Here is a 19,412-nt window from a genome sequence, read left to right as displayed (position 1 = left end):
TCTCCTTCACAAAATGCATAGGTATTCCCTACTGCACCATATTAACCACGTCATCTACCTGTAATGGAAGTTGATTCGAATCGCAAACTGTATTTGAACCTATTCAACCCCGTAGAAAGAGAGTCTCGCCCAAAGTAATCTGGAACAAAACTTGCTGTATCCCTCCCCTTAGATCCCGGCAACCGGTCGCGAGGGGCCCATGACACCGACCTTTATCAAAAGCAATGCAGCAGCCCAGCTCACTATGGCCGTCGAGGTGATGGATGAACAGGGACAGCTGCAAACCCGCCAAATCGCCTGTGAGCGGCCACTGACGGTCTACCTCAACTGGAAGGAGATCGTAACCCTGATGACGCTGGGGGCCCGCCCCGAGGCGCTGGTACTGGGTTATCTCAAAAATCAGGGCTTTATCGAGGATATTGCGGCCATCGAGTCGGTGATTGTCGACTGGGAGAGCGAGGCCGCCGCCGTAGTGAGCAGCCAGCAGGCCGCCGATCTCGACAAATCCCTGGAGAAGAAGACGGTCACCTCCGGCTGCGGTCAGGGCACCATGTATGGCAGCGTGATGAAGAAGCTCGAAGGGGTGGTCTTGGCGGCGCCCGAGCTTAAACAGAGCACCCTCTACGCCCTGCTCAAGGCGCTGTCGGCCCATAACGAAACCTACAAGATGGCAGGTGCCGTGCATGGCTGCGCCATCTGCCGTGGCAGTGAAATTCTCTCCTTTGTCGAGGATGTGGGGCGCCACAATGCGGTGGATACCCTGGCGGGCGAGCTCTGGATGCGCGGCGAGAGCGGCCACGACAAGATCTTCTACACCACCGGGCGGCTCACTTCGGAGATGGTGATCAAGGTGGCGCAGATGGGCATTCCGGTGCTGTTTTCGCGCTCCGGCGTCACCCAGATGGGGCTGGATCTGGCCCGCCAGCTCGGCATCACCATGATTGCCCGCGCCAAGGGGCGCCACTTCGAGGTATTCAGCGGCCACGACCATATCGTGCTGGACGAGAAGCCGCCGGTGCTGGCGCCCAGTCTGGCCGGTCGCGGGATGCGGGACTAGGCAATGAACGAGTTGATGAGTGCCGAACCGATAGCTCTGTATCTCGATCAGACCAGCCAGAGGGTCAAACACAAGCCATGAACGAGTTTATGAATGTGAAGCAGGTGGCGGAATACCTCGATCTTAACGAGAAGAAGGTCTACCAGCTCGCCAACGAGGCGCGCATCCCCGCCACCAAGGCGACCGGCAAGTGGCTGTTTCCGCGATCCCTGCTCGATCGCTGGCTGCTTGGCAGCTGCCATGAGGGGGTGATGAACGACCGGCTGCTGCTGGCAGGCTCGGACGACGTGCTGCTCCACTACGCCAGCAGTCGCTTGGCTCAGCAGCTCGGCACACAGGCACTGGTGGGCTACACCCCATGCGGCACCCGTCAGGGGCTGGCGATGCTGGCACGCGGCCATGTGGATCTCTGCGCCATCCACTGGGGGCAGGCCGAGGAGGCCCACCTGCGCCATCCTGCGCTGGTGCAGCAGTATCAGGGCCACCGACAATGGGTGATCGTTCATGGATTTAGGCGGGTGCAGGGGCTGGTGCTGCGCCAGGGGTTGCAACCCAAAGAGGCGAAAGAAGCGCTCGACTGGCGCTGGGCCATGCGTCAGGAGGGGGCTGGCAGCCAGCGTGCCCTGCAGGAGTGGCTGCAAACGCAGGGGGAGTCGCTGACCCGGCTGGAGTGCACCCTCGAGGTCAACAGCGAGCGGGAGCTGGCCGCCGCCATCAGCCGTGGCGATGCCGACGTCGGGCCCGGTGCCCAGAGCACCGCCACCGAATTTGGCCTCGGCTTTATGCCGCTGTCACAGGAGTGCTTCGATCTGGTGATGCCGCAAGGGGTCTTCTTTCGCACCCTGCTGCAACAGCTGATCGGCTGGCTGCAATCCCCCGAGGGGCGCGAGCTGGCGGCCCGCCTCGGCGGCTATGACCTGACCCAGAGCGGCAAGCTGGTGTGGAGCCCGCAGTAAATAACCACTCACCCACCGACAAAACAGCCCGCCAACCATGTTGACGGGCTGTTTTTATAACGGGCCTTTTTATAACAAGATTAATCGCCTGTCTCACGCCCCTCGGCATTGAGCGCAATGCGCCACCCTTCCAGTTTCGCAGGCTCGCTGCCGCTGGGCAGCAGGGCATGACTACGCAGCCGCACGGTAAAGCAGCTCCCCTGCCCCGGGGTAGAGTCCACCAAGAGCTCGCCGCCCCAGCGGCTGATGATACGGTGACTCAGGGCCAGCCCCAGCCCGGTGCCGGTAGCGCGGGTGGTGAAGAAGGGATCGAAGATCTTGTCGATAATCGCCGCCTCGATGCCGCTGCCGTTGTCGATCACCCGCACCTCGGCCCCGCGCAGCTGACCCAGTTCATCGACCCAGTCGCGGCTCTCGACCCGGATCTCCCCCTGCTCCCCCAGCGCGTGGCTGGCGTTGACCAAGAGGTTGATCAGCACCTGCAACAACTGCTGGCGGTCCGCCTCGATGGGCTGCTGCGCCTTGAGATCGGCCACCAGCTCGACCTGCTGCTGACGTAGGGCGGAGCGCACCAGTGTCAGGCTCTCCTCGATGATGGGATTGAGGTGCTGCCACACCGGCGCCGTCTCGTAGTCGCCGGGGCGGGAGTATTGCAGCAGGCTGCGGGTGATGGCACGAATGCGCTCGATCTGGGCCAGCACCAGCGCCAGCTCCTCGCTGACCGGCTCGGCCGCCTCCCCCAGCTCCAGCTTCATCAGCTCCACATTACCGAGGATCACCGCTAGCGGGTTATTGATCTCATGGGCCACCCCGGCCGACAACTCGCCAAGGGCCGCCAGCTTCTCGCTGATGAGCAGCTGCTGGCGCGCCTCGGTCAGCATATGGATATGATCTTCAAGTTCGGCGGTCTTCTGCTCGAGGCTTTGGGTACGCTCGGCCACCTTCTGCTCCAGCTCGTCGGCGCTGCGGGCCATCTGCTGCTGGTGCGCCTCCTGCCTGTCCAGCATGGCGTCGAACTGGCGACCAAGCTGGGCCAGCTCGTGATCGGGGTCGAGGGCCAGCGGGCCGATGCGGGCCGGTTGACCCGCCTGCACCTGCCGCACCACCTTGTGCATCCGCTCGATGGGGGTGAACAGATCCCGCGCGCCGCGATAGACCAGCAGGCCGGAGAGCAACAACAGCAGCACCACGCCGGAGCCCAGCTCCACCAGATTGGTGAGATAGGTGCGGATGATGGGCCACTCGAGAAAGCCCACATAGAGCATGCCGATCCGCTCGCCGTTCGCCCCCAGCAGTGGCTCGTAGCCCGACACATACCAGGCATCCTGCACGAAGGCGCGATCGATCCACATCTCCCCCCGCCCCAGCACCTGCTCGCGCACTGGCGGCGAGACCCGAGTGCCTACCGCCCGCCCAATCTGGCGACTGCTGCTGACCGGCACGTTGGTGCTCACCCGCAGATCGTCGAGAAACAGGGTGACGGTGCCAACGCTGCCATCCGGCAGGGTGTTTTTGGCAAACACCTGCCCCTTGAGCTCATCCACCAGCCGGGTGCTGCCGTTGACAAGCTCGCCCCCCTCCAGCACGGCCCAAAGCGACCCGTCGCGGCCCATCACCGGAGCCAGAGAGAGGCTGATCAGCCCCCGGTTTTCCACCGCCCTGGTGCCATCCCGTTGCCACAGCACAGCCCGCTTGGCCAACTGCGGGGAGAGGGCGCGCATCTCCTGCTGCGACCAGACCACGAAGTGGCTGACGCTGCGTCCGGCCGTGAGGGCGGCGCGCTCCTGCGCCGTCAGCTGATCCAGCGCGGGGCCACGGCGCAAGCGCAGAAAATCGAGGCCATAGTTGGCCGCCAGCGGCATCACCCAATCCTGCAACTGATCCGGCGATTCCCGCAGCCGCAGCTGAAAGGCCCAGGCATCGCGCAAATGCTCCAGATGCTCGGTCTGGCGCTGCTGCTGCACCGTGATGGCGTGGTGGGCAACCCCGAGATCGCTGCGCACCGTGGTGAGCAGGTTCTGCCAGCTGTAGGTGAGGGTCCAGTAGAGGGTGAGTGCGATCATGCCCACCAGAGTGAGCATGATGGGCACCGAGGTGAGCAGCAGCAGGCGCCAGCGTACTTTTGTGCGCACGCAGCGGGGCAGCAGGGTCAGTTTCATCGGCACGCCATCCGGTTACGGCTCTTCATTCGATGGCCCACTCCTTGAACTTGCGCTCCAGCGTCTTGCGCGCCACCCCCAGCACCCGGGAGGCAGCCGACTTGTTGCCATCATGGCTCGCCACCACTTGCAGGATGTGGGCTTTTTCCACCTCGGCCAGCGGCCACGCCAGCGGATAACCTTCCTCGCTCGCCCCCTTTTCGGCAGGCTTGCTGCTCTGCCAGTAATCCGCCGGCGGCTTGCCCAACAGCAGGCAGCGTTCGATGAGGTTGCGCAGCTCGCGCACGTTGCCGGGCCAGGGGTAAGCCTGCATCGCCACCACATCCTCGTGGGTCCAGCTCAACGAGCCCATCCCCATCTCGGCGGTGAGCTGGCGGGTGAAGTGGTGTACCAGCGCGGGGATGTCATCGATCCGATCCCGCAGCGGGGCCACCGGCAGCGCCACCACGTTGAGGCGATAGAAGAGGTCTTCGCGAAAGCGGCCCGCCTCCACCTCGGCCTTGAGGTTGCGGTTGGTGGCGGCGACGATGCGCACATCCACCGCCAGCTCGCGCTCGGCACCCACCGGGCGGATGGCCTTCTGCTCCAGCGCCCGCAGCAGGGACGATTGCATGGCCAGCGGCATCTCGCCGATCTCGTCGAGGAATAGCGTCCCCTGATGGGCGACCCGAAACAGGCCGTCACGTCCCTTGCGGGCGCCGGTAAAGGCCCCCTGTACGTGACCGAACAGCTCGCTTTCGAGCAGCTCGGGCGCGATGGCGGCGCAGTTGAGCGGCACAAAGGCCCCCATCCGACCGGAGAGTTGATGCAGGGCGCGGGCCACCAGCTCCTTGCCGGTGCCGGACTCCCCCTCCACCAGCACGGCGGCGTTGGAGGGGGCAACCCGGGCGATGAGGGTCTTGAGCTCGCGGGTCTTGGCACTGTCGCCAATCAGGGTGGGCGGGAACAGCTTGCTCACCTCCCGGCGCAGCAGCAGGTTCTCCCGCTCCATCTGGCGGCGCTCGATGACTCTGTCCACCGCCTGTACCATCTGATCGAGATTGAAGGGCTTGAGGATAAAGTCGCTGGCACCGAGGCGCAGCGCCTTGAGGGCCGTCTCCATATCGCCAAAACCGGTCATAAAGATGATGTCGCTGCGGCGGGTGGCGGGGTCGATGGCTTCGTGCCACTCGATGCCGGAGCGCCCCGGCAGCCGGATGTCGGCGATGATCAGGTCGAAGTGAAGGCGGCAGCGCAGGGCTTCCGCCTCCTCCACGCTGGCGGCAGTCTCAATCTGGGCGAAGCGCTTGGCCAGCGCCTTGGCCAGAAAGCTGCGCATGCCGGGCTCATCGTCAACGATGAGCAGGGAGAGGGCAGACCAGCGGCTGGCAGGTGCAGTCATGAAAAAAGTACCTCGGATGCACGTAAGGTCGGAGAATGTCCCGATAACCGGAACCTTAGTGGGACATTTTGTCCTTACCGTATCAAAAGCACCAACACCAATTATTAAAAGCGATAACAAGCTCACCTAATTGATTTTAATAAGCTTCTGTTTTTAAACGGCAAACCGTGAATGCAGCGACAAAGGAACAGTTTGGCACCTTGCTTGCTTACTCTTGCCCTCCTCTCATCGTTCATGAAAAGTTGCATCAAGATGACGATTAAAACCAACCTCAAACGTTTTGCCCTCTCCCTCGCGGCCAGCCTGCTGATCGCCGGGGCCGCCCATGCCGAAGCAGCCAAGGCGCCAATCCGCCTCGCCACCACCACCAGCACCGAGCAGTCCGGTCTGCTGGGCTGGCTGCTGCCCCAGTTCACCAAGGAGACCGGTTATCCGGTGCAGGTGATGGCGGCCGGCACCGGCCAAAGCCTGAAGATGGGCGAAAATGGCGACGCGGATCTGGTGATGACCCACGCCCCCTCTGCCGAGAAGACGTTTGTCGAGGCGGGCTTTGGCATCGAGCCGGTGCACCTGATGTACAACGACTTCGTTATCGTCGGCCCGGCCAAAGATCCGGCGGGTCTGGCCAAGCTGCACGACGCGGCCAAGGGGCTGCAAGCCATCAAGGATCAGGGCCAGACCTTTATCTCCCGCGGTGACGAGTCCGGTACCCACATCAAGGAGAAGACCCTGTGGCAAGCCGCTGACGTCAAACCCGAGTTTGCCGGTTACAAATCCATCGGCCAGGGGATGGGCCCGACCCTGACCATGGCCTCCGAGCTCGGTGCCTACACCCTGACCGACCGCGGCACCTGGCTCGCCTACCAGAGCAAGCTGGATCTCGCCGTACTGCTGGAGGGTGACAAGCGTCTGTTCAACCCCTATCAGGTGATCCTGGTCAACCCCGAGCGTTACCCGGATCTCAACACCGAAGGGGCCCGCACCCTGAAGAACTGGCTGGTCTCCGAGCATGGCCAGACCCTGATCGGCGACTTCAAGGTGGCGGGTCAGGCGCTGTTTGTGGCGGATGCCAACGGGAAATAATGGCAACGCTGACCCCTGCGATGATGTTGATGGCCCTCCCCCGCTTCGCTGAGGGAGGCGTCTGATGCCGACACTGCTCGACACGACCGTATTGACGGCCCTCGCCCTGCACGATGAGAGAGAGGCGTCATGCCTACCTTGATCGATACCACGCTGGCTGCCCTCGCCCTGCTGTTCAGTGGTGACACTGAACTGTGGCAGGTGGTGGGGGTCTCCTTCTCCGTCTCCTGCATCGCCCTGCTGCTGGTGCTGCTGCCCGCCTTGCTGCTGGGCTTTGCGCTGGCCTATCTGCCGCTGCCCGGCCGCTGGCTCTGGCTCTCCTGCATCAATACCCTGCAGTCGGTGCCGACTGTGGTGATTGGCCTGCTGCTCTATATGCTGCTGTCGCGGGCTGGCCCCTTTGGCGACTGGAAGCTGCTCTTTACCCAGCAGGCGATGGTGGTGGGGCAGATGCTGATCGCCTTTCCGGTGATCGCCACCATGGCCCACGCGGCGTTTGTCCAGAGCGATCGGCGCGCCTGGGAGACCGCCCTGACCCTGGGCGTCTCCTGGCCCAAGGCGCTGATCGGCCTGATGCACGAGTGCCGCTTTGGCCTGCTTGCCGCCATCATCGGCGCCTTCAGCCGCATCGTCACCGAGGTGGGCTGCTCCATGATGGTGGGAGGCAATATCCTGCACTTCACCCGCAATATCCCCACCGCCATCGCGCTGGAGACCCAGAAAGGGGCCTTCACCCAGGGGGGGGCGCTCGGCATAGTGCTGCTCACCCTCGCCCTGTTGCTCAACCTGCTGCTCACCGCCTGTCGCGGCCACAGCTATCTGAAGAACTGACCATGCCCCCACTGTGTATCAACAGGAGTACCCCATGGCCCTGACCGCCCAGCAACTCACCATGCGCTTTGGCGAACGCCAGCTGTTCGAGATTGACCGGCTCGCCATCGCACCGGGGGATGCCATCTGGCTGCACGGGGCCAACGGGGTGGGCAAGACCACCCTGCTCAAGATCCTGGCGGGGCTGCTCGCCCCCACCCGCGGCCACACCAATCTGCCGGGGCGCTGGCAACAGCGGCTCAACCGGCTGCTCAAGCGGGATCTGGGGCCGGGTAGGGTTACCTATCTGCACCAGACCCCCTATCTGTTCGATCGCACGGTGCACGACAACGTGGCCTGGGCGCTGGATAAACAGCTCGGCAGCGAGATCCGGGTGTTCGAAGCGCTGCGCCGGGTCGAGCTGGAGGGGCTGGCACGGGAGCACATCAGCATTCTCTCGGGTGGCGAACGGCAACGGCTGGCGATGGCTCGCGCCTGGGCGCTGCAACCGGCCTTTCTGCTGATGGATGAGCCCACCGCCAATCTGGACACACATTCGGTTGCCCTGATGGCCGCATTGGCGCAAGATCTGCGGGAACATGGCAGCGGCCTGGTCGTCATCAGCCACCAGAGCAACGCCCTGACCGACCTGTGCGAGCGGCAATGGATCCTCGCCCGTGGCCAGCTGCAAGAGACGACCCCTTTAAAAATCATCGAGCGACATGACTTCAAGAAGCGAATCTCCCTCTAGACTTTTTCCCGTATCGGCCGTGATCCTGGCAGGAGGCCGCGCCACCAGGATGGGGGGCGAAGACAAGGGATGGGTAGCACTGGCGGGACGCCCTCTTATCGACCACGTTTTGGAACGGCTGCGCCCCCAGGTGGATGAGGTGCTGATCAACGCCAACCGCAGTCAGGCCCGCTATCAGGCGCTGGCCCCGGTCATCCGCGATGACAACAACGACTATCTCGGCCCGCTGGCGGGCATGCAGGCCGGTCTTGCCGCCGCCCGTCACGACTGGGTGCTGTTTGTCCCCTGCGATGGCCCCGCCCTGCCGCTGGATCTGATGAGCCGCTTTCGCGCCGCCCTGACCCCGGATACCGAGCTGGTGGTGGCCCACGATGGCGACTGGTTGCAGCCCGTGGTGGCCCTGCTGCACAAATCCCTGCTCCCCTCCCTCACCGCCGCACTGGCCGAGGGTGAGCGCAAAATCGATATCTGGTTTGCCCGCCACAATATGGCGGTGGTGAGCTTTGCCGATCAGCCGGATGCCTTTATCAATCTCAACAGCCCTGCCGAGCTGGCCGCCTACGAGGCCCGTCTGCTTGCCCCGGCTATCGACCCCCAACAAGGAGTCACTTCATGACCCCGGCCCCCACTCTTCCCCTGCTCGGCTTCGCCGCCTGGAGCGGCACCGGCAAGACCACCTTGCTGGAGCAGTTGATCCCCCTGCTGGTGGATCGCGGCCTGCGTATCGGGGTGCTCAAGCACGCCCACCACGACTTTGATATCGACCAGCCGGGCAAGGACAGCTATCGCCTGCGCAAGGCGGGTGCCCAGCAGATGATGGTGGCCTCCCGCCGCCGCCACGCTCGCATCATTGAAACAGAGTTGGCCGAAGCTGATTTTCGCCAGCTGCTGGCCAGCTTCGATCAGACAGAGCTCGATCTGCTCTTGGTCGAGGGGTTCAAGCACGAACACTTCCCGAAAATCGAGTTGCACCGCGCCGAAATTGGCAAGCCACTGCTTTTCCCCGAAGACGGCGACATCATCGCGCTGGCCAGCGATCAGCCCCAACAGAGTGGCGAACAACAGCAGACAAGCCTGCCCCGCCTCGATATCAACGATCTGGCGGCCATCGCCGACTTCGTCTGTAGCTGGCTTGACGGCTGCCAGAGCAAGGAGCCGGAGGCGGGCAAGGGCTTTCTCTCGGTCGAGGCGGCCCGCAACGCCATTCTGGCGGCCCTCACCCCGAGCACGGCCTGCTTGGACAAGCCGCTGGCCCAGTGCCACGGCGCCGTGCTAGCCGCCGATCTGATAAGCCCCATCAATGTGCCGCCCCACGCCAACTCGGCGATGGACGGCATTGGCCTTCGCAGCGACGATCTCGCCGCCGGTCGCTGGCAACTGGTGGGGGAAGTGCTGGCGGGCCAGCAGCGCCATGAGCCGGTGCTGGCCGGTCAGGCGGTGCAGATCATGACAGGCGCCCCGCTGCCCCCCGGCGTGGATACCGTGGTGATGCGGGAAGAGACGCAGATTGAAGGTGAGTGGGTCACCGTCACCGCCCCGATCCGGGCGGGACAGAATGTGCGTCTCGCCGGAGAAGATCTCGCCAAGGGGGCGGTCGCCATTCCGGCTGGCACCTGGCTTGGTGCCCCCCAGCTCGGACTGGCTGCATCACTCGGTCAAGCCAGTCTCACTGTGCGCACCCCGCTGAAAGTGGCGCTGTTCAGTACCGGTGACGAGGTGCAGGCACCGGGCGAGCAGCTCGCCCCCGGCCATATCTTCGACAGCAACCGCTTCACCCTGATGGCCCTGATCCGCGCCGCCGGTTGCGAGGTGATGGATCTTGGCATCATTCCCGATGACAAAACCATTCTGCGCCAGCAGCTGGAGCAGGCTGCCGCCAGCGCCGATCTGGTGCTGAGCTCGGGCGGGGTCTCGGTGGGCAATGCCGACTTTATCAAGCTGGTGCTGGCGGAGCTGGGCCAGATCGATTTCTGGCGCATCCAGATGCGGCCGGGCCGCCCGCTCGCCTTTGGCAAGCTGGGGCAGACCCCCTTCTTCGGCCTGCCGGGCAATCCGGTGGCGGCGATGATCTGCGTGCTGCAATTTGTCGAGCCCGCCATCGCCCGCTTGCAGGGCAAGCTGTGGCAACCGCTGCGCCTCTCGGCACTGGCGGACGAGAAGATGAAGAGCCGCCCGGGCCGCACCGAGTTTCTGCGCGGCATCTTCCATCAGGACCGTAACGGCCAGCTGCGGGTGCGCACCACCGGGCCGCAGGGCTCCGGCATTCTGAGCTCCATGGCCGATGCCAACTGCCTGATCGAAATCGTGCCGGACCAACCCGGGATCGCCGTTGGCGAGCGGGTCTGGATCCACCCATTGCAGGGACGACTGGCCTGAATCCCGACGGGGCGTCGGCCGGATGTAGGCGCCCATCCACCACCACCAACAGGCAACCTTATACGAGGCTCACTGTGCGTCTTGATGCCCCCCTCTCCCGACTCGATCTGCTGGTCTATGGCCGCTACCGGATCGTCCATGGCCTGCGCATTGCGCTCGCCTTTATGCTCACCTTTCTGCTGACCCGCGAGCTAAAACTGCCGGAGAGCACCTGGCCGCTGATCACCCTGGTGGTGGTGATGGGCCCCATCTCGTTTTGGGGCAATGTGCTCTCCCGCGCCCTGCAGCGGGTGGTGGGCACCATCTTCGGCGCCAGTTGCGGGGTGGTAGCACTTTATCTCGAGATCTACTCCCTGCCACTCACCCTGATCTGGTGCGGGTGCATCATGTTCCTCTGCGGCTATCTGGCGCTCGGCAAGCGCCCCTATGTGGGGCTGCTGATCGGCATCACCCTGGGCGTCACCATGGGGGCCATGCCGGGCGATATCGAGACGGCGCTGTGGCGCAGTGCCGATGTGATACTGGGCTCCCTGCTGGCGCTGCTCTTTTGCAGCATCTATCCCCAGCGGGCCTACAGCCACTGGCGGCTGCAACTGCACCAGATCCTGCAACAGTCGGGGCGGCTCTATCACACCCACCTCTCCCCCAATGTGCTGGAGCGCCCGCGCCTCAAGCACAATCTCTCCCAACTGCTGGCCCAGACCGGTAAACTGCGGGCCCTGCTGGCCCCCGCGGCCAAAGAGACGCGCCACAGTATCTCGCTGTTTGATGCGGTGCAGGTCACCATGCGCAACACCCTCTGCACTCTGGAGATGCTGGCCAACACCTACTGGAACGATCGGGAGAGCCACTTCCTGATGCAGAGCACCCGCGAACTGCACGCCTGCCATCAGGCCACCGAGGAGGCGATCAGCCAGCTTGCCCTGATGATGCTAACCGGTGACGGGCGCGGCGCGGATGCCGCCATCGCCCGCCTGCACGAGGTGGCGACGCAGGTGTCACTGCCCCCCAACACCGAGGCGGCCATCAATGGCTACCTCTGGCTCAACGTCCAGCTGACCGAGCAGCTCACCCACCTGCGCCGCCTGCTGGGGCTGATCCTCACCCCGCCCCATCGCAAGCAGCCCGACTAGGCCCAATGTAAAACGCCCCGCAGTTGCGGGGCGTTGTTTGTCGGTATCAGCCGTGATGATCAGGCTGCGGCGCTGGCGTTCGCGCTCATCTGCTCCAGCTCTGATCGGGTCAGGGTGGAGACAAACTTGCCGTCGAAGTAGATATCCATCAGCTCGCCGCGCTTCTCGCCGCGCATCATGCTGCTGCGACCATCCAGATAGTGCACTTCCATCTGGGCGGTACGCTCGTTCGGGTAGCTGATCTCAACCTCGCGCACCCCCTGTGGCAGCATGGCCAGCGGCACCTTCTTGAGGGCCGGATCCAGATGCTGGTTCACCTTGATCACCGGGTTGGCCTTCATGTCCACCACGGCCGGGGATTTGCCGGTAATGGGGTTTTTGCCAGACCAGAACTCGATGGTATTGAAGACGAACAGGTCAGCGGTCGCTGCCAGACCGTAGACTGGTGCAAGCAGCATAAAGACCCCGGCACGACCGTAGCGGTTATCCACCACGCTCAGGTTGCCCTTGGTAACCATGCCGGAAAGCCCCATCTGCCCCATACAGCCGCCCAGACCCATGCTCGCGACCATAACCAGCAGGGCCATTGCCCGCCCCTTCTGTTGTAATGCCATCTTGTTCTGTTCCTGCTCTGAAATGAATGAGGCGGCAAGCCTAATCAAGAGGTCAAACCAGAACAATTCACAATGGCGGGACGATACAGGAGGGGTTCAGATTGGGGCACTGACTGCTCAAAGATGAGTCAATGCCCCGGCATGGCAGAAAGTCCGGGGGCTCAGATCGCCAGATCCGAGACGGTGCTGGAGACGTTGTTGGCCTCCCGCCGGATCTCGCTCATCACCTCGTTCACCTCGCCCACCTGCTGTTTGCCCAGCTCGGCGCTGCTGGCGACATCGGACATCTCGGAGGTGACCCTGGCGGTCAGCTCGCGGTTGTTCTGCACCACCTTGGCAATCTCGTCGGTAGAGAGGGAGGTGCGGGCCGCTAGCTGGCGAACCTCATCGGCCACCACCGCAAAGCCGCGCCCCTGATCCCCCGCCCGCGCCGCCTCGATGGCCGCGTTGAGGGCCAGCAGGTTGGTCTGATCGGCAATGCTGCTGATGGTGGAGACGATCGCCTCGATGTTGCGCGACTGCTCGTTCAGCTGGTTGATCAGGCCAATGCTGTGGGTCAGCTGGCTGGCAATCAGGCTGGAGGTGTCGACCACCGAGGCCAGCAGACCCGCCCCGCGCTCGGCGCAGTTCAGGGTCTCCCGCGCCGCACCGTGGGCCAGCATGGCCGCTTCGCGCACCGCATCGCTCTTGTTGATCCGCTCGGTGATGTCACTGGCGAACTTGATCACCTTCACCACCTTGCGATTCTCGTCGAGGATCGGGTTGTAGGTCGCCTCCAACCATACCTTGCCGCCGTGACTGTTCTGGCGACAGAAGAGGCCGGACTTGTACTGGCCACGGCCCAGCTCCTCCCAGAAGTGGGGCTGTTCACGATAAAACTGATCATCGCAGAAGATACGGTGATGCTTGCCCTGCACCTGCGCCAGGGTATAGCCCATGGTCTGGAGGAAGTTGCCATTGGCGGTAACGACCTCTCCGCTTGGGGTAAATTCAATCATCGCCATCGAGCGGTCCAGTGCCGTCACCAGCGCCTGCTGGCTGAGCAGTTGCAGATGGTGCTCGGTAATGTCGGCGGCAATCTTGATCACCTTGGTCACCACACCCCGCAACTTGACGGGAAAGTAGGTCGCCTCCAGCCAGATCGCCTCGCCCCGTTTGTTGAAGCGCTGGAACACCCCGGTACGGGAGCGCCCCTGTTTCAAATCGGCCCAAAACTGCTGATAGGCGCTGCTCTGGGCATACTGCGTGTCACAAAACATCCGGTGATGATGGCCCACGACCTCGGGCGCACTGAAACCCACCACGTTGAGAAAGAGATCATTGGCGGCCAGCACAGTGCCATCCGGAGTAAAGGTAATGGTCGCCACGCTGCCATGCACGGCGTCGAAAAATCCCTGCTGTGCCAGAAGTTGCTCCTGACACTGCTGCAACTCGGCTTTCAGTTTGCTATTGAACATCGAAACGTATCCTCCAGACTGGCCCCCACCATGGCCAAACCACACAGTGGATCAATAAGATAATGGTGGCGAGCTCCATCAGCATAGTTGGCCGCGTCATCGCGCTCCCATCTGACGCCATATTTATTGCGGTAAATCAAACGGACCGGCCGGGACTCACCAGAACGGGGTTGCCCCCTTATCCGGCCCCCGGTTGCCACTCCAGCGAGGCAGGATTAGTGACAAACCCGATCCGCTCATAGAGGGGGCGCCCCTCATCGCTGGCATGGAGCCACACCTTGCCGAGCTGACGCGCTCTGGCACAAGCGGTAATGGCGTCGAGCAGCGCCGTGGCGATCCCCTGCCGGCGCCATTGCGGCAGCGTATACATGTTGAGCAGATACCCCTCCACCCCCGCCAGATTGCCGGGATAGGGTGGCCGCACAAACAGCGCCAGCGTTCCCGCCGCCACGATCTGCTTGCCGCCCTCCTGCTTATCGGCCTCGGCCAGCCAGGATAAAGCCCCCTCTTCACTCATCGCACGGGTAAAGTAGTCAACCGTGGCCTGCCACAGGGCAGGATCTGCCTGCGGGCTCGCCAGCTCACCCACCTCGCAGAACAGCTGCATGCGCAGCGCCACCAGCGCGGGAATATCTACGGCTCGGGCCTGACGAATGATCATCGCATCTCCTTGCATCACAGAGCAGGTCGAGAGAGGGGGCCAAACGGAAGTGGGCCTGCTCGGCAAATCTGCACGACACAGGAACCACCGACGCCGACCATGTAACCGGAATGCGGATAATAGCAGAGCACATCGTTAACTATATGTTTTTAAACATATAAAAAAAGACAGCCGAAGCTGTCTTTTTCATCGAAATCAAATTGCGGATTAGTAGAAGATCCGCTCGCCACGCTCGCTCATTTTGAGCCAAACCGGTTTGGTGCTGGTTTTGTTCCAGATCCGGTGCAGATAGCTGTAGAAGCGGGCACGATCGCTGCGAAACAGCATCACGGGGAACGCCAGAATGCCCACCAGCAATACATAAATGCGACGAAGAATAATCTGAGTCATGGAAAAGGGATGAAACATGATGTAACTCCTTACTGGTAAGACCACTGAGCAAAGATTACTCCACTCCATGTAGGATTACTACATCACCAACCCATTTTTTTATAAAAAAATGGCAAAAAACGGGAAATACTGAAAACGGGTTACGTCATTAACCAACAGTTAACAAACTTGCGAAAATCGTGCGCTTTGCCACAGTTATCAGGGGAAAAACATGCTGTAGGGAGATGCGCATGAAACTGTCTGAAGTGGCACTGCTGGTGCTGATGATTGCCCTGACACGGGCACAACTGGAGGAGTGGCAGTTGAACAGGGACGATGCCATCGTGCTGGCCGAACGGGGTGTACCCACCGTCAGCCTGTGGCAATGCGGCAGCCTGAAACAACGGATGGCGGATCTCGGACACCAGAGCGCCGAGCTGCAATTTCAATATCGGGGGCAAAACATGGCGGATGTGAGCCACTATCTCGAGCGCGAATGGAAACAGGCAGGCTGCGAACAGCTACTGGTGCAGCAAGGATACTGACCGAGGTTCACGGCTCGAAGAGTGATGATTCAGGAAAAACAGAGAGAAGATGGAGGCACGTTCCGGAGTCGAACCGGACTAAACGGATTTGCAATCCGCTGCATAACCGCTTTGCTAACGCGCCATGCTGACAAGACTGATTGTCTTGAAAGTGAGTTCCATCGTTGGTGCGATGGAAATTTGGAGCGGGAAACGAGACTCGAACTCGCGACCCCGACCTTGGCAAGGTCGTGCTCTACCAACTGAGCTATTCCCGCGTTACTGCTTTCGTGCCAGTTGCCTGACAACGAGGCGCATTATACGTACCACGAGCGCCAGCACAACCCCTTTTTCGCAATTTAAGCCCTGACGCAGACTGTTTGCTCAGGGTTTAGACGGCTTGCTGCAATTTTCTCCATCCAGCTGTGACCCACCAAGCGAATTTGGGATAAAGTCGTTGAAATGATTACGCTTTCGTTCGAGACTTGAGCGGCTTAATAACCGGATTCTCAATTGAAAATCACAAGATGAAATGGATCTTCAAGCTTCGTGGACTCAGACCGCAGCTAATGCTGGCTTTTTTCATGTTGGGGATGGTGCCATTTTTGGTCATCACCCTCTTCTTCCTCTACAGCCACGGCAAGGATCTCACCACCCAGACCTCCAACCATCTGGTCTCCGTCCGTAATATCAAGAAGAGTCAGCTCGAGGATTACTTCAACAACCTCAAAGAGCAGATCATCAACTTCTCCCAGCAGGATTTCGCCGGCAACAGTATCGGCCGTTTCTATGGCTTTACCGGTGCCTTCGAGAAACTGGGCACCACGCCGCAGGAGGCCCGCAGCCGCGCCCAGGCCCGTTATCTGCCCGGCACCTGGGATCAACTGCGCAAACCGGACAGCCAGGTGGAGATCGAACCCTCCATCAGTGCCCTGATCCTCGCCGACGAGATGTATGGCCGGGTACACCAGCGCTTTCATCGCGGCTATGCCGACATGGTGCGCAAGTCCAACTACAGCGACATCTTTCTGGTGGACCTCAACGGTGATGTGGTCTACTCGGTCACCAAGCATCCCAACTTTGCCACTAATCTGCTCTCCGGCCCCTATCAGGGCAGCGGCTTGGGGCAGACCTTCGCCAAGATCAAACGCCGCCTCGATGGTGGCCAGAAGCCGCAGCAGATCTTCGAGTTCACCGATTTTGGCCGCAACGAGCTGACCGGGCAGGTGGTCGCCTACATGGCGGCGCCCGTGATGCAGTACGACTATGTGCGCGGAGTGGTGATTTTCGAGCTGCTGCCGGACAAGCTCAACCAGATCATGGCGGAGCGGGAGGGGCTGGGCGAGACCGGCGAGACCATCCTGATCGGCCCTGACAAGCGGATGCGCGCCGATGCCTGGCTGGCGCCGGAGTTCAGCGTCGAGAACAGCTTCAGCCCCAACTTCCGGCCGCTGCAAACGCCCCTCATCACCAAGACCCTCTCCGGCGAGCAGGGGGTCGGGCTGTTCTACTCCTATCAGGATGACGAGGTGCTGGCCGCCTACACCCAGGTGAAGGTGTTCGACACCGAGTGGGCCTTTATCGCCGAGATCTCCACCCGGGAAGCCTATGCCCCGATCCGCCAGCTGGAAACCCTGGTGATAGTGCTGGGGGCGGGCTCGGTACTGCTGCTGATCCTCTTCTCCCGCTGGCTCTCCCACTCCATCACGGCGCCGCTGCGTTCCCTGACCGAAGCGGCCGAGCAGGTGGCCGACGGCGCGCTGGATCACCCCATCGCCATCGAGCGCACCGGCGATGATATCGATCGGCTGGCCGAGGCGTTTCGCCATATGCAGCGCTCGGTGAAGGACAAAATCGAACTGATCGAGCAGCAGACCCAGGAGCTGCAACAGCAGGTCAAGCTGACCCACAAGCAGAACCTCAGCCTGCAACAGGCGGACAAGCTCAAGGATGAACTGCTGGCCAACACCTCCCACGAGCTGCGCACCCCCATTCACGGCATCAAGGGGATGGCCGAGTCGATGCTAGCCAGCCAGCAGGATTTGACCGAAGGGCAGCAAAAGCAGCTCGGCCTCATCATCAAGAGCGCCGATGGCCTGGCCCGTCTGGTGGACGATCTGCTCGACTACCACCAGATGCGCTACGGCCAGCTGGAGATCCACCCCCAGCCCGTCTCATCCAAAGGAGTTATCCGGCTGGTACTGGATCTCTGCCAGCATCTGGTGCAGGCCAAACCCCTCACCCTGGTTGATATCAGCCCGGCCGAATTGCCGCCGGTGCTGGCCGACGAACAGCGGCTCGAACAGGTGCTCTACAACCTGGTGGGCAACGCCATCAAATACACGCCGCAGGGCAAGGTGGTGCTCAGTGCCATCGTCGAGAACAACTTCCTGCGCATCAAGGTCACGGATACCGGCATCGGCATCGCCCCCGACCATCTGGAACATATCTTCGAGCCGCTGGTGCAGATGAGCCCGGAGGTGAGCAAGCAGGGGGCGGGCCTTGGCCTCTCCATCACCCGCCAGCTGGTACACCTGATGGGGGGCGAGCTGTTTGTCGAGAGCGAGCCAAGCGTCGGCTCCACCTTCGCCTTTACCCTGCCCCTTGCCACCGGCAAAGCCGCCAATCTGACCCTCGACAGCCGCCAGATCGAGCATCAGCTGGTTCGCCAGCAACCGCTGATCCTGCCGGACTGGGAGAGCGACGATCTGCCCCCTCCCCCCGAGGGTGCGCCGCTTATTCTGGTGGTGGATGACGAGCCCATCAATCTGCACATCCTGCGCCATCTGCTGCAGCCCTGCGGCTACCGCATCCTGCCCAGCAGCGACGGTCACGATGCGCTGGCCAAGCTGGCCGAGGAGCCGGTGGATCTCATCCTGCTGGACGTGATGATGCCGACCCTCTCCGGTTTTGACGTCTGCCGCCGCCTGCGCGAGCAGCACCCGAAAGAGATGCTGCCGGTGCTGCTGCTCACCGCCCTCAACCAGCCCAAAGATATCGAGGAGGGCTTCGGGGCCGGTGCCAACGACTATCTGGTCAAACCCTTCTGCAAGGAGGAGCTGTTTGCCCGGGTCAAGGCGCTGCTGGAGGCCAAGGCAGGACGCGCCTCACTGGTGGAAAACCGGCTGTTGAAGCAGGAGATCGAACATCGCCTCACCCTGCAGGATCGGCTGCATCAGGATCAGCAGCGGCTGCTGGCCCTGCTCGGCGAAGGAGCCGACCCGATGATCTTTATCGACGAGCAAGGCACTGTGCTGTTTGCCTCGCGGGTGATGGCGCGCCTGCTGGGACAGGAGCCGGAAGCTATGGAGGGGCAGCCCCTCAATGAGTGGCTCGCCACCCCGCTGCAACAGCAGTGGCCCGACCTTGCCAGCGAGCGGGAACATAATCTGGAATTTCTGGTGGCCGGGCAGAAGGACGTGCTCAATGCCCGCGCCCTGCCCATCGCGCTGGGGGGAGAGGCCGCCTTCGCCCTCACCCTGAGTACCGAACAGCGTCAGGACGAAAACCGGGTAATGGCGCTGGAGAACGCCCTCAAGAACCTCTCGCGGCAAGCCATCATCGAGGATGAGCAGCTGCTGGGCGAGCTGAGCCGCCTTGGCGGCGAGTTCCGCTCGCTGGCCGATGACCTCATTCGCCAGCAGGATGACGAGCCGCTGCGCCGGGCGCTGGTCGAGACCATGCAGCTCACCCTGGATGCCTGGCAGCAGGGCACCGGCAAGGGAAAAATCGTGCTGGCGGAGAAGAGCAAGCTGTGGCGGGTCTATATGGACAGATCCAGCCCGCAGACCCGCACCCTCGACAAATATCTGAGTCTGGATACCCTGCCCAAGTCGCCGCGCTGGAAGACGGTGGTGGCCACTACCGAGTATGTGCTGGGCCACTGCCCGCTCAATGACCACCAGCGCCAGCAGTTGCAACACAGCGCCCAGACCCTGCGTCAACTCGCCAACCGCAAGCCGTGACCCGCGCCCTAAACGGGGGCCGGATCACAATTGGCAATCTGGTTTCTTTTTGCGCAAAACAAAGCCCCGCACAACCCCGAAATCGAGAGCCGATCCAATTCACAATTTTGTCATAT

General features: G+C 62.2%; 16 protein-coding genes and 2 tRNA genes. 10 read left to right on the top strand and 8 right to left on the bottom strand.

What is annotated here, in order from left to right:
* Positions 1-199 precede the first annotated feature (199 nt).
* Together PG888_RS12575 and PG888_RS12570 are read left to right on the top strand one after the other, a co-directional pair.
* The gene (locus PG888_RS12575) at positions 200-1,057 is read left to right on the top strand and encodes a formate dehydrogenase accessory sulfurtransferase FdhD (protein ID WP_182937979.1); all 858 of its coding nucleotides are present in this window, start codon (positions 200-202) and stop codon (positions 1,055-1,057) included.
* An 89-nt stretch (positions 1,058-1,146) separates the two neighbouring features.
* Positions 1,147-2,013 (top strand): helix-turn-helix transcriptional regulator, encoded by an 867-nt coding sequence (locus PG888_RS12570; protein ID WP_182937980.1) that lies wholly within the window; start codon positions 1,147-1,149, stop codon positions 2,011-2,013.
* 80 nt (positions 2,014-2,093) lie between these two features.
* On the opposite strand, the gene PG888_RS12565 is transcribed toward PG888_RS12570, so the two are convergent.
* Both PG888_RS12565 and PG888_RS12560 read right to left on the bottom strand, forming a co-directional pair.
* Positions 2,094-4,172, bottom strand: a complete 2,079-nt coding sequence (locus PG888_RS12565) for a sensor histidine kinase (protein ID WP_182937981.1) — start codon at positions 4,170-4,172, stop codon at positions 2,094-2,096.
* Between the two features lie 25 nt (positions 4,173-4,197).
* Positions 4,198-5,553: a sigma-54-dependent transcriptional regulator gene (locus PG888_RS12560; protein WP_182937982.1), complete on the bottom strand. Its 1,356-nt coding sequence runs from the start codon at positions 5,551-5,553 to the stop codon at positions 4,198-4,200.
* A gap of 252 nt (positions 5,554-5,805) precedes the next feature.
* Between PG888_RS12560 and PG888_RS12555 the strand changes: the two genes are divergently transcribed.
* The 6 genes from PG888_RS12555 to PG888_RS12530 all read left to right on the top strand — a co-directional run bounded on the left by PG888_RS12555 (position 5,806) and on the right by PG888_RS12530 (position 11,706).
* Positions 5,806-6,636 carry a substrate-binding domain-containing protein gene (locus tag PG888_RS12555; RefSeq protein ID WP_182937983.1) on the top strand — a complete coding sequence of 277 codons (831 nt, stop codon included), beginning with the start codon at positions 5,806-5,808 and terminating at the stop codon, positions 6,634-6,636.
* A gap of 129 nt (positions 6,637-6,765) precedes the next feature.
* Positions 6,766-7,467 carry an ABC transporter permease gene (locus tag PG888_RS12550; RefSeq protein WP_270693472.1) on the top strand — a complete coding sequence of 234 codons (702 nt, stop codon included), beginning with the start codon at positions 6,766-6,768 and terminating at the stop codon, positions 7,465-7,467.
* A 34-nt stretch (positions 7,468-7,501) separates the two neighbouring features.
* Complete coding sequence (locus tag PG888_RS12545) at positions 7,502-8,197, top strand: energy-coupling factor ABC transporter ATP-binding protein (RefSeq protein WP_182937984.1); 696 nt, start codon at positions 7,502-7,504, stop codon at positions 8,195-8,197.
* The gene (mobA, locus tag PG888_RS12540; RefSeq protein ID WP_182937985.1) at positions 8,169-8,813 is read left to right on the top strand and encodes a molybdenum cofactor guanylyltransferase MobA; all 645 of its coding nucleotides are present in this window, start codon (positions 8,169-8,171) and stop codon (positions 8,811-8,813) included. Before PG888_RS12545 ends, mobA begins: the two co-directional genes overlap by 29 nt.
* The gene (locus PG888_RS12535; protein ID WP_182937986.1) at positions 8,810-10,573 is read left to right on the top strand and encodes a bifunctional molybdopterin-guanine dinucleotide biosynthesis adaptor protein MobB/molybdopterin molybdotransferase MoeA; all 1,764 of its coding nucleotides are present in this window, start codon (positions 8,810-8,812) and stop codon (positions 10,571-10,573) included. Before mobA ends, PG888_RS12535 begins: the two co-directional genes overlap by 4 nt.
* A gap of 74 nt (positions 10,574-10,647) precedes the next feature.
* Positions 10,648-11,706, top strand: a complete 1,059-nt coding sequence (locus tag PG888_RS12530) for an FUSC family protein (protein ID WP_111807750.1) — start codon at positions 10,648-10,650, stop codon at positions 11,704-11,706.
* Between the two features lie 59 nt (positions 11,707-11,765).
* Here PG888_RS12530 and PG888_RS12525 read toward each other — a convergent pair whose 3' ends face one another.
* From PG888_RS12525 to PG888_RS12510, 4 genes are all read right to left on the bottom strand, one after another.
* Entirely contained in the window at positions 11,766-12,320 is a 555-nt protein-coding gene (locus tag PG888_RS12525; RefSeq protein WP_042061387.1) for a DUF3332 domain-containing protein, read from the bottom strand.
* Between the two features lie 161 nt (positions 12,321-12,481).
* Entirely contained in the window at positions 12,482-13,777 is a 1,296-nt protein-coding gene (locus tag PG888_RS12520; RefSeq protein WP_182937987.1) for a methyl-accepting chemotaxis protein, read from the bottom strand.
* A gap of 178 nt (positions 13,778-13,955) precedes the next feature.
* Complete coding sequence (locus PG888_RS12515) at positions 13,956-14,438, bottom strand: GNAT family N-acetyltransferase (protein ID WP_075112035.1); 483 nt, start codon at positions 14,436-14,438, stop codon at positions 13,956-13,958.
* A gap of 207 nt (positions 14,439-14,645) precedes the next feature.
* Complete coding sequence (locus PG888_RS12510; protein WP_182937988.1) at positions 14,646-14,846, bottom strand: YbfA family protein; 201 nt, start codon at positions 14,844-14,846, stop codon at positions 14,646-14,648.
* Positions 14,847-15,058: 212 nt separating this feature from the next.
* Here PG888_RS12510 and PG888_RS12505 point away from each other — a divergent pair, with 212 nt between their 5' ends.
* A complete protein-coding gene (locus tag PG888_RS12505; protein ID WP_139708736.1) occupies positions 15,059-15,352 on the top strand; it encodes a hypothetical protein in 294 nt (97 codons plus the stop codon).
* A gap of 50 nt (positions 15,353-15,402) precedes the next feature.
* Here PG888_RS12505 and PG888_RS12500 read toward each other — a convergent pair.
* Together PG888_RS12500 and PG888_RS12495 are read right to left on the bottom strand one after the other, a co-directional pair.
* A tRNA-Cys gene (locus PG888_RS12500) sits at positions 15,403-15,476 on the bottom strand.
* 57 nt (positions 15,477-15,533) lie between these two features.
* Positions 15,534-15,609: transfer RNA gene (locus PG888_RS12495), tRNA-Gly, on the bottom strand.
* 249 nt (positions 15,610-15,858) lie between these two features.
* Here PG888_RS12495 and PG888_RS12490 point away from each other — a divergent pair.
* The gene (locus PG888_RS12490) at positions 15,859-19,296 is read left to right on the top strand and encodes an ATP-binding protein (RefSeq protein WP_182937989.1); all 3,438 of its coding nucleotides are present in this window, start codon (positions 15,859-15,861) and stop codon (positions 19,294-19,296) included.
* The last annotated feature ends 116 nt before the right edge of the window (positions 19,297-19,412 follow it).

The sequence above is a fragment of the Aeromonas sp. QDB23 genome (assembly GCF_027707745.1).
In the GTDB taxonomy this organism is placed as follows: domain Bacteria; phylum Pseudomonadota; class Gammaproteobacteria; order Enterobacterales; family Aeromonadaceae; genus Aeromonas; species Aeromonas allosaccharophila.
The sequence above is the reverse complement of the archived record's forward strand: the minus strand, read 5'-3'. Positions and strand labels throughout refer to the sequence as shown.

What these genes read in the sequence shown, in the direction of transcription:
- PG888_RS12510 (WP_182937988.1), bottom strand. Translation starts at nt 14,846, where the DNA reads ATGTTTCATCCCTTTTCCATGACTCAGATTATTCTTCGTCGCATTTAT.
- PG888_RS12570 (WP_182937980.1), top strand. Translation starts at nt 1,147, where the DNA reads ATGAATGTGAAGCAGGTGGCGGAATACCTCGATCTTAACGAGAAGAAG.
- PG888_RS12505 (WP_139708736.1), top strand. Translation starts at nt 15,059, where the DNA reads ATGAAACTGTCTGAAGTGGCACTGCTGGTGCTGATGATTGCCCTGACA.
- PG888_RS12555 (WP_182937983.1), top strand. Translation starts at nt 5,806, where the DNA reads ATGACGATTAAAACCAACCTCAAACGTTTTGCCCTCTCCCTCGCGGCC.
- PG888_RS12560 (WP_182937982.1), bottom strand. Translation starts at nt 5,553, where the DNA reads ATGACTGCACCTGCCAGCCGCTGGTCTGCCCTCTCCCTGCTCATCGTT.
- PG888_RS12550 (WP_270693472.1), top strand. Translation starts at nt 6,766, where the DNA reads ATGCCTACCTTGATCGATACCACGCTGGCTGCCCTCGCCCTGCTGTTC.
- PG888_RS12490 (WP_182937989.1), top strand. Translation starts at nt 15,859, where the DNA reads ATGAAATGGATCTTCAAGCTTCGTGGACTCAGACCGCAGCTAATGCTG.
- PG888_RS12545 (WP_182937984.1), top strand. Translation starts at nt 7,502, where the DNA reads ATGGCCCTGACCGCCCAGCAACTCACCATGCGCTTTGGCGAACGCCAG.
- PG888_RS12565 (WP_182937981.1), bottom strand. Translation starts at nt 4,172, where the DNA reads ATGAAACTGACCCTGCTGCCCCGCTGCGTGCGCACAAAAGTACGCTGG.
- mobA (WP_182937985.1), top strand. Translation starts at nt 8,169, where the DNA reads ATGACTTCAAGAAGCGAATCTCCCTCTAGACTTTTTCCCGTATCGGCC.
- PG888_RS12515 (WP_075112035.1), bottom strand. Translation starts at nt 14,438, where the DNA reads ATGATCATTCGTCAGGCCCGAGCCGTAGATATTCCCGCGCTGGTGGCG.
- PG888_RS12520 (WP_182937987.1), bottom strand. Translation starts at nt 13,777, where the DNA reads ATGTTCAATAGCAAACTGAAAGCCGAGTTGCAGCAGTGTCAGGAGCAA.
- PG888_RS12525 (WP_042061387.1), bottom strand. Translation starts at nt 12,320, where the DNA reads ATGGCATTACAACAGAAGGGGCGGGCAATGGCCCTGCTGGTTATGGTC.
- PG888_RS12535 (WP_182937986.1), top strand. Translation starts at nt 8,810, where the DNA reads ATGACCCCGGCCCCCACTCTTCCCCTGCTCGGCTTCGCCGCCTGGAGC.
- PG888_RS12575 (WP_182937979.1), top strand. Translation starts at nt 200, where the DNA reads ATGACACCGACCTTTATCAAAAGCAATGCAGCAGCCCAGCTCACTATG.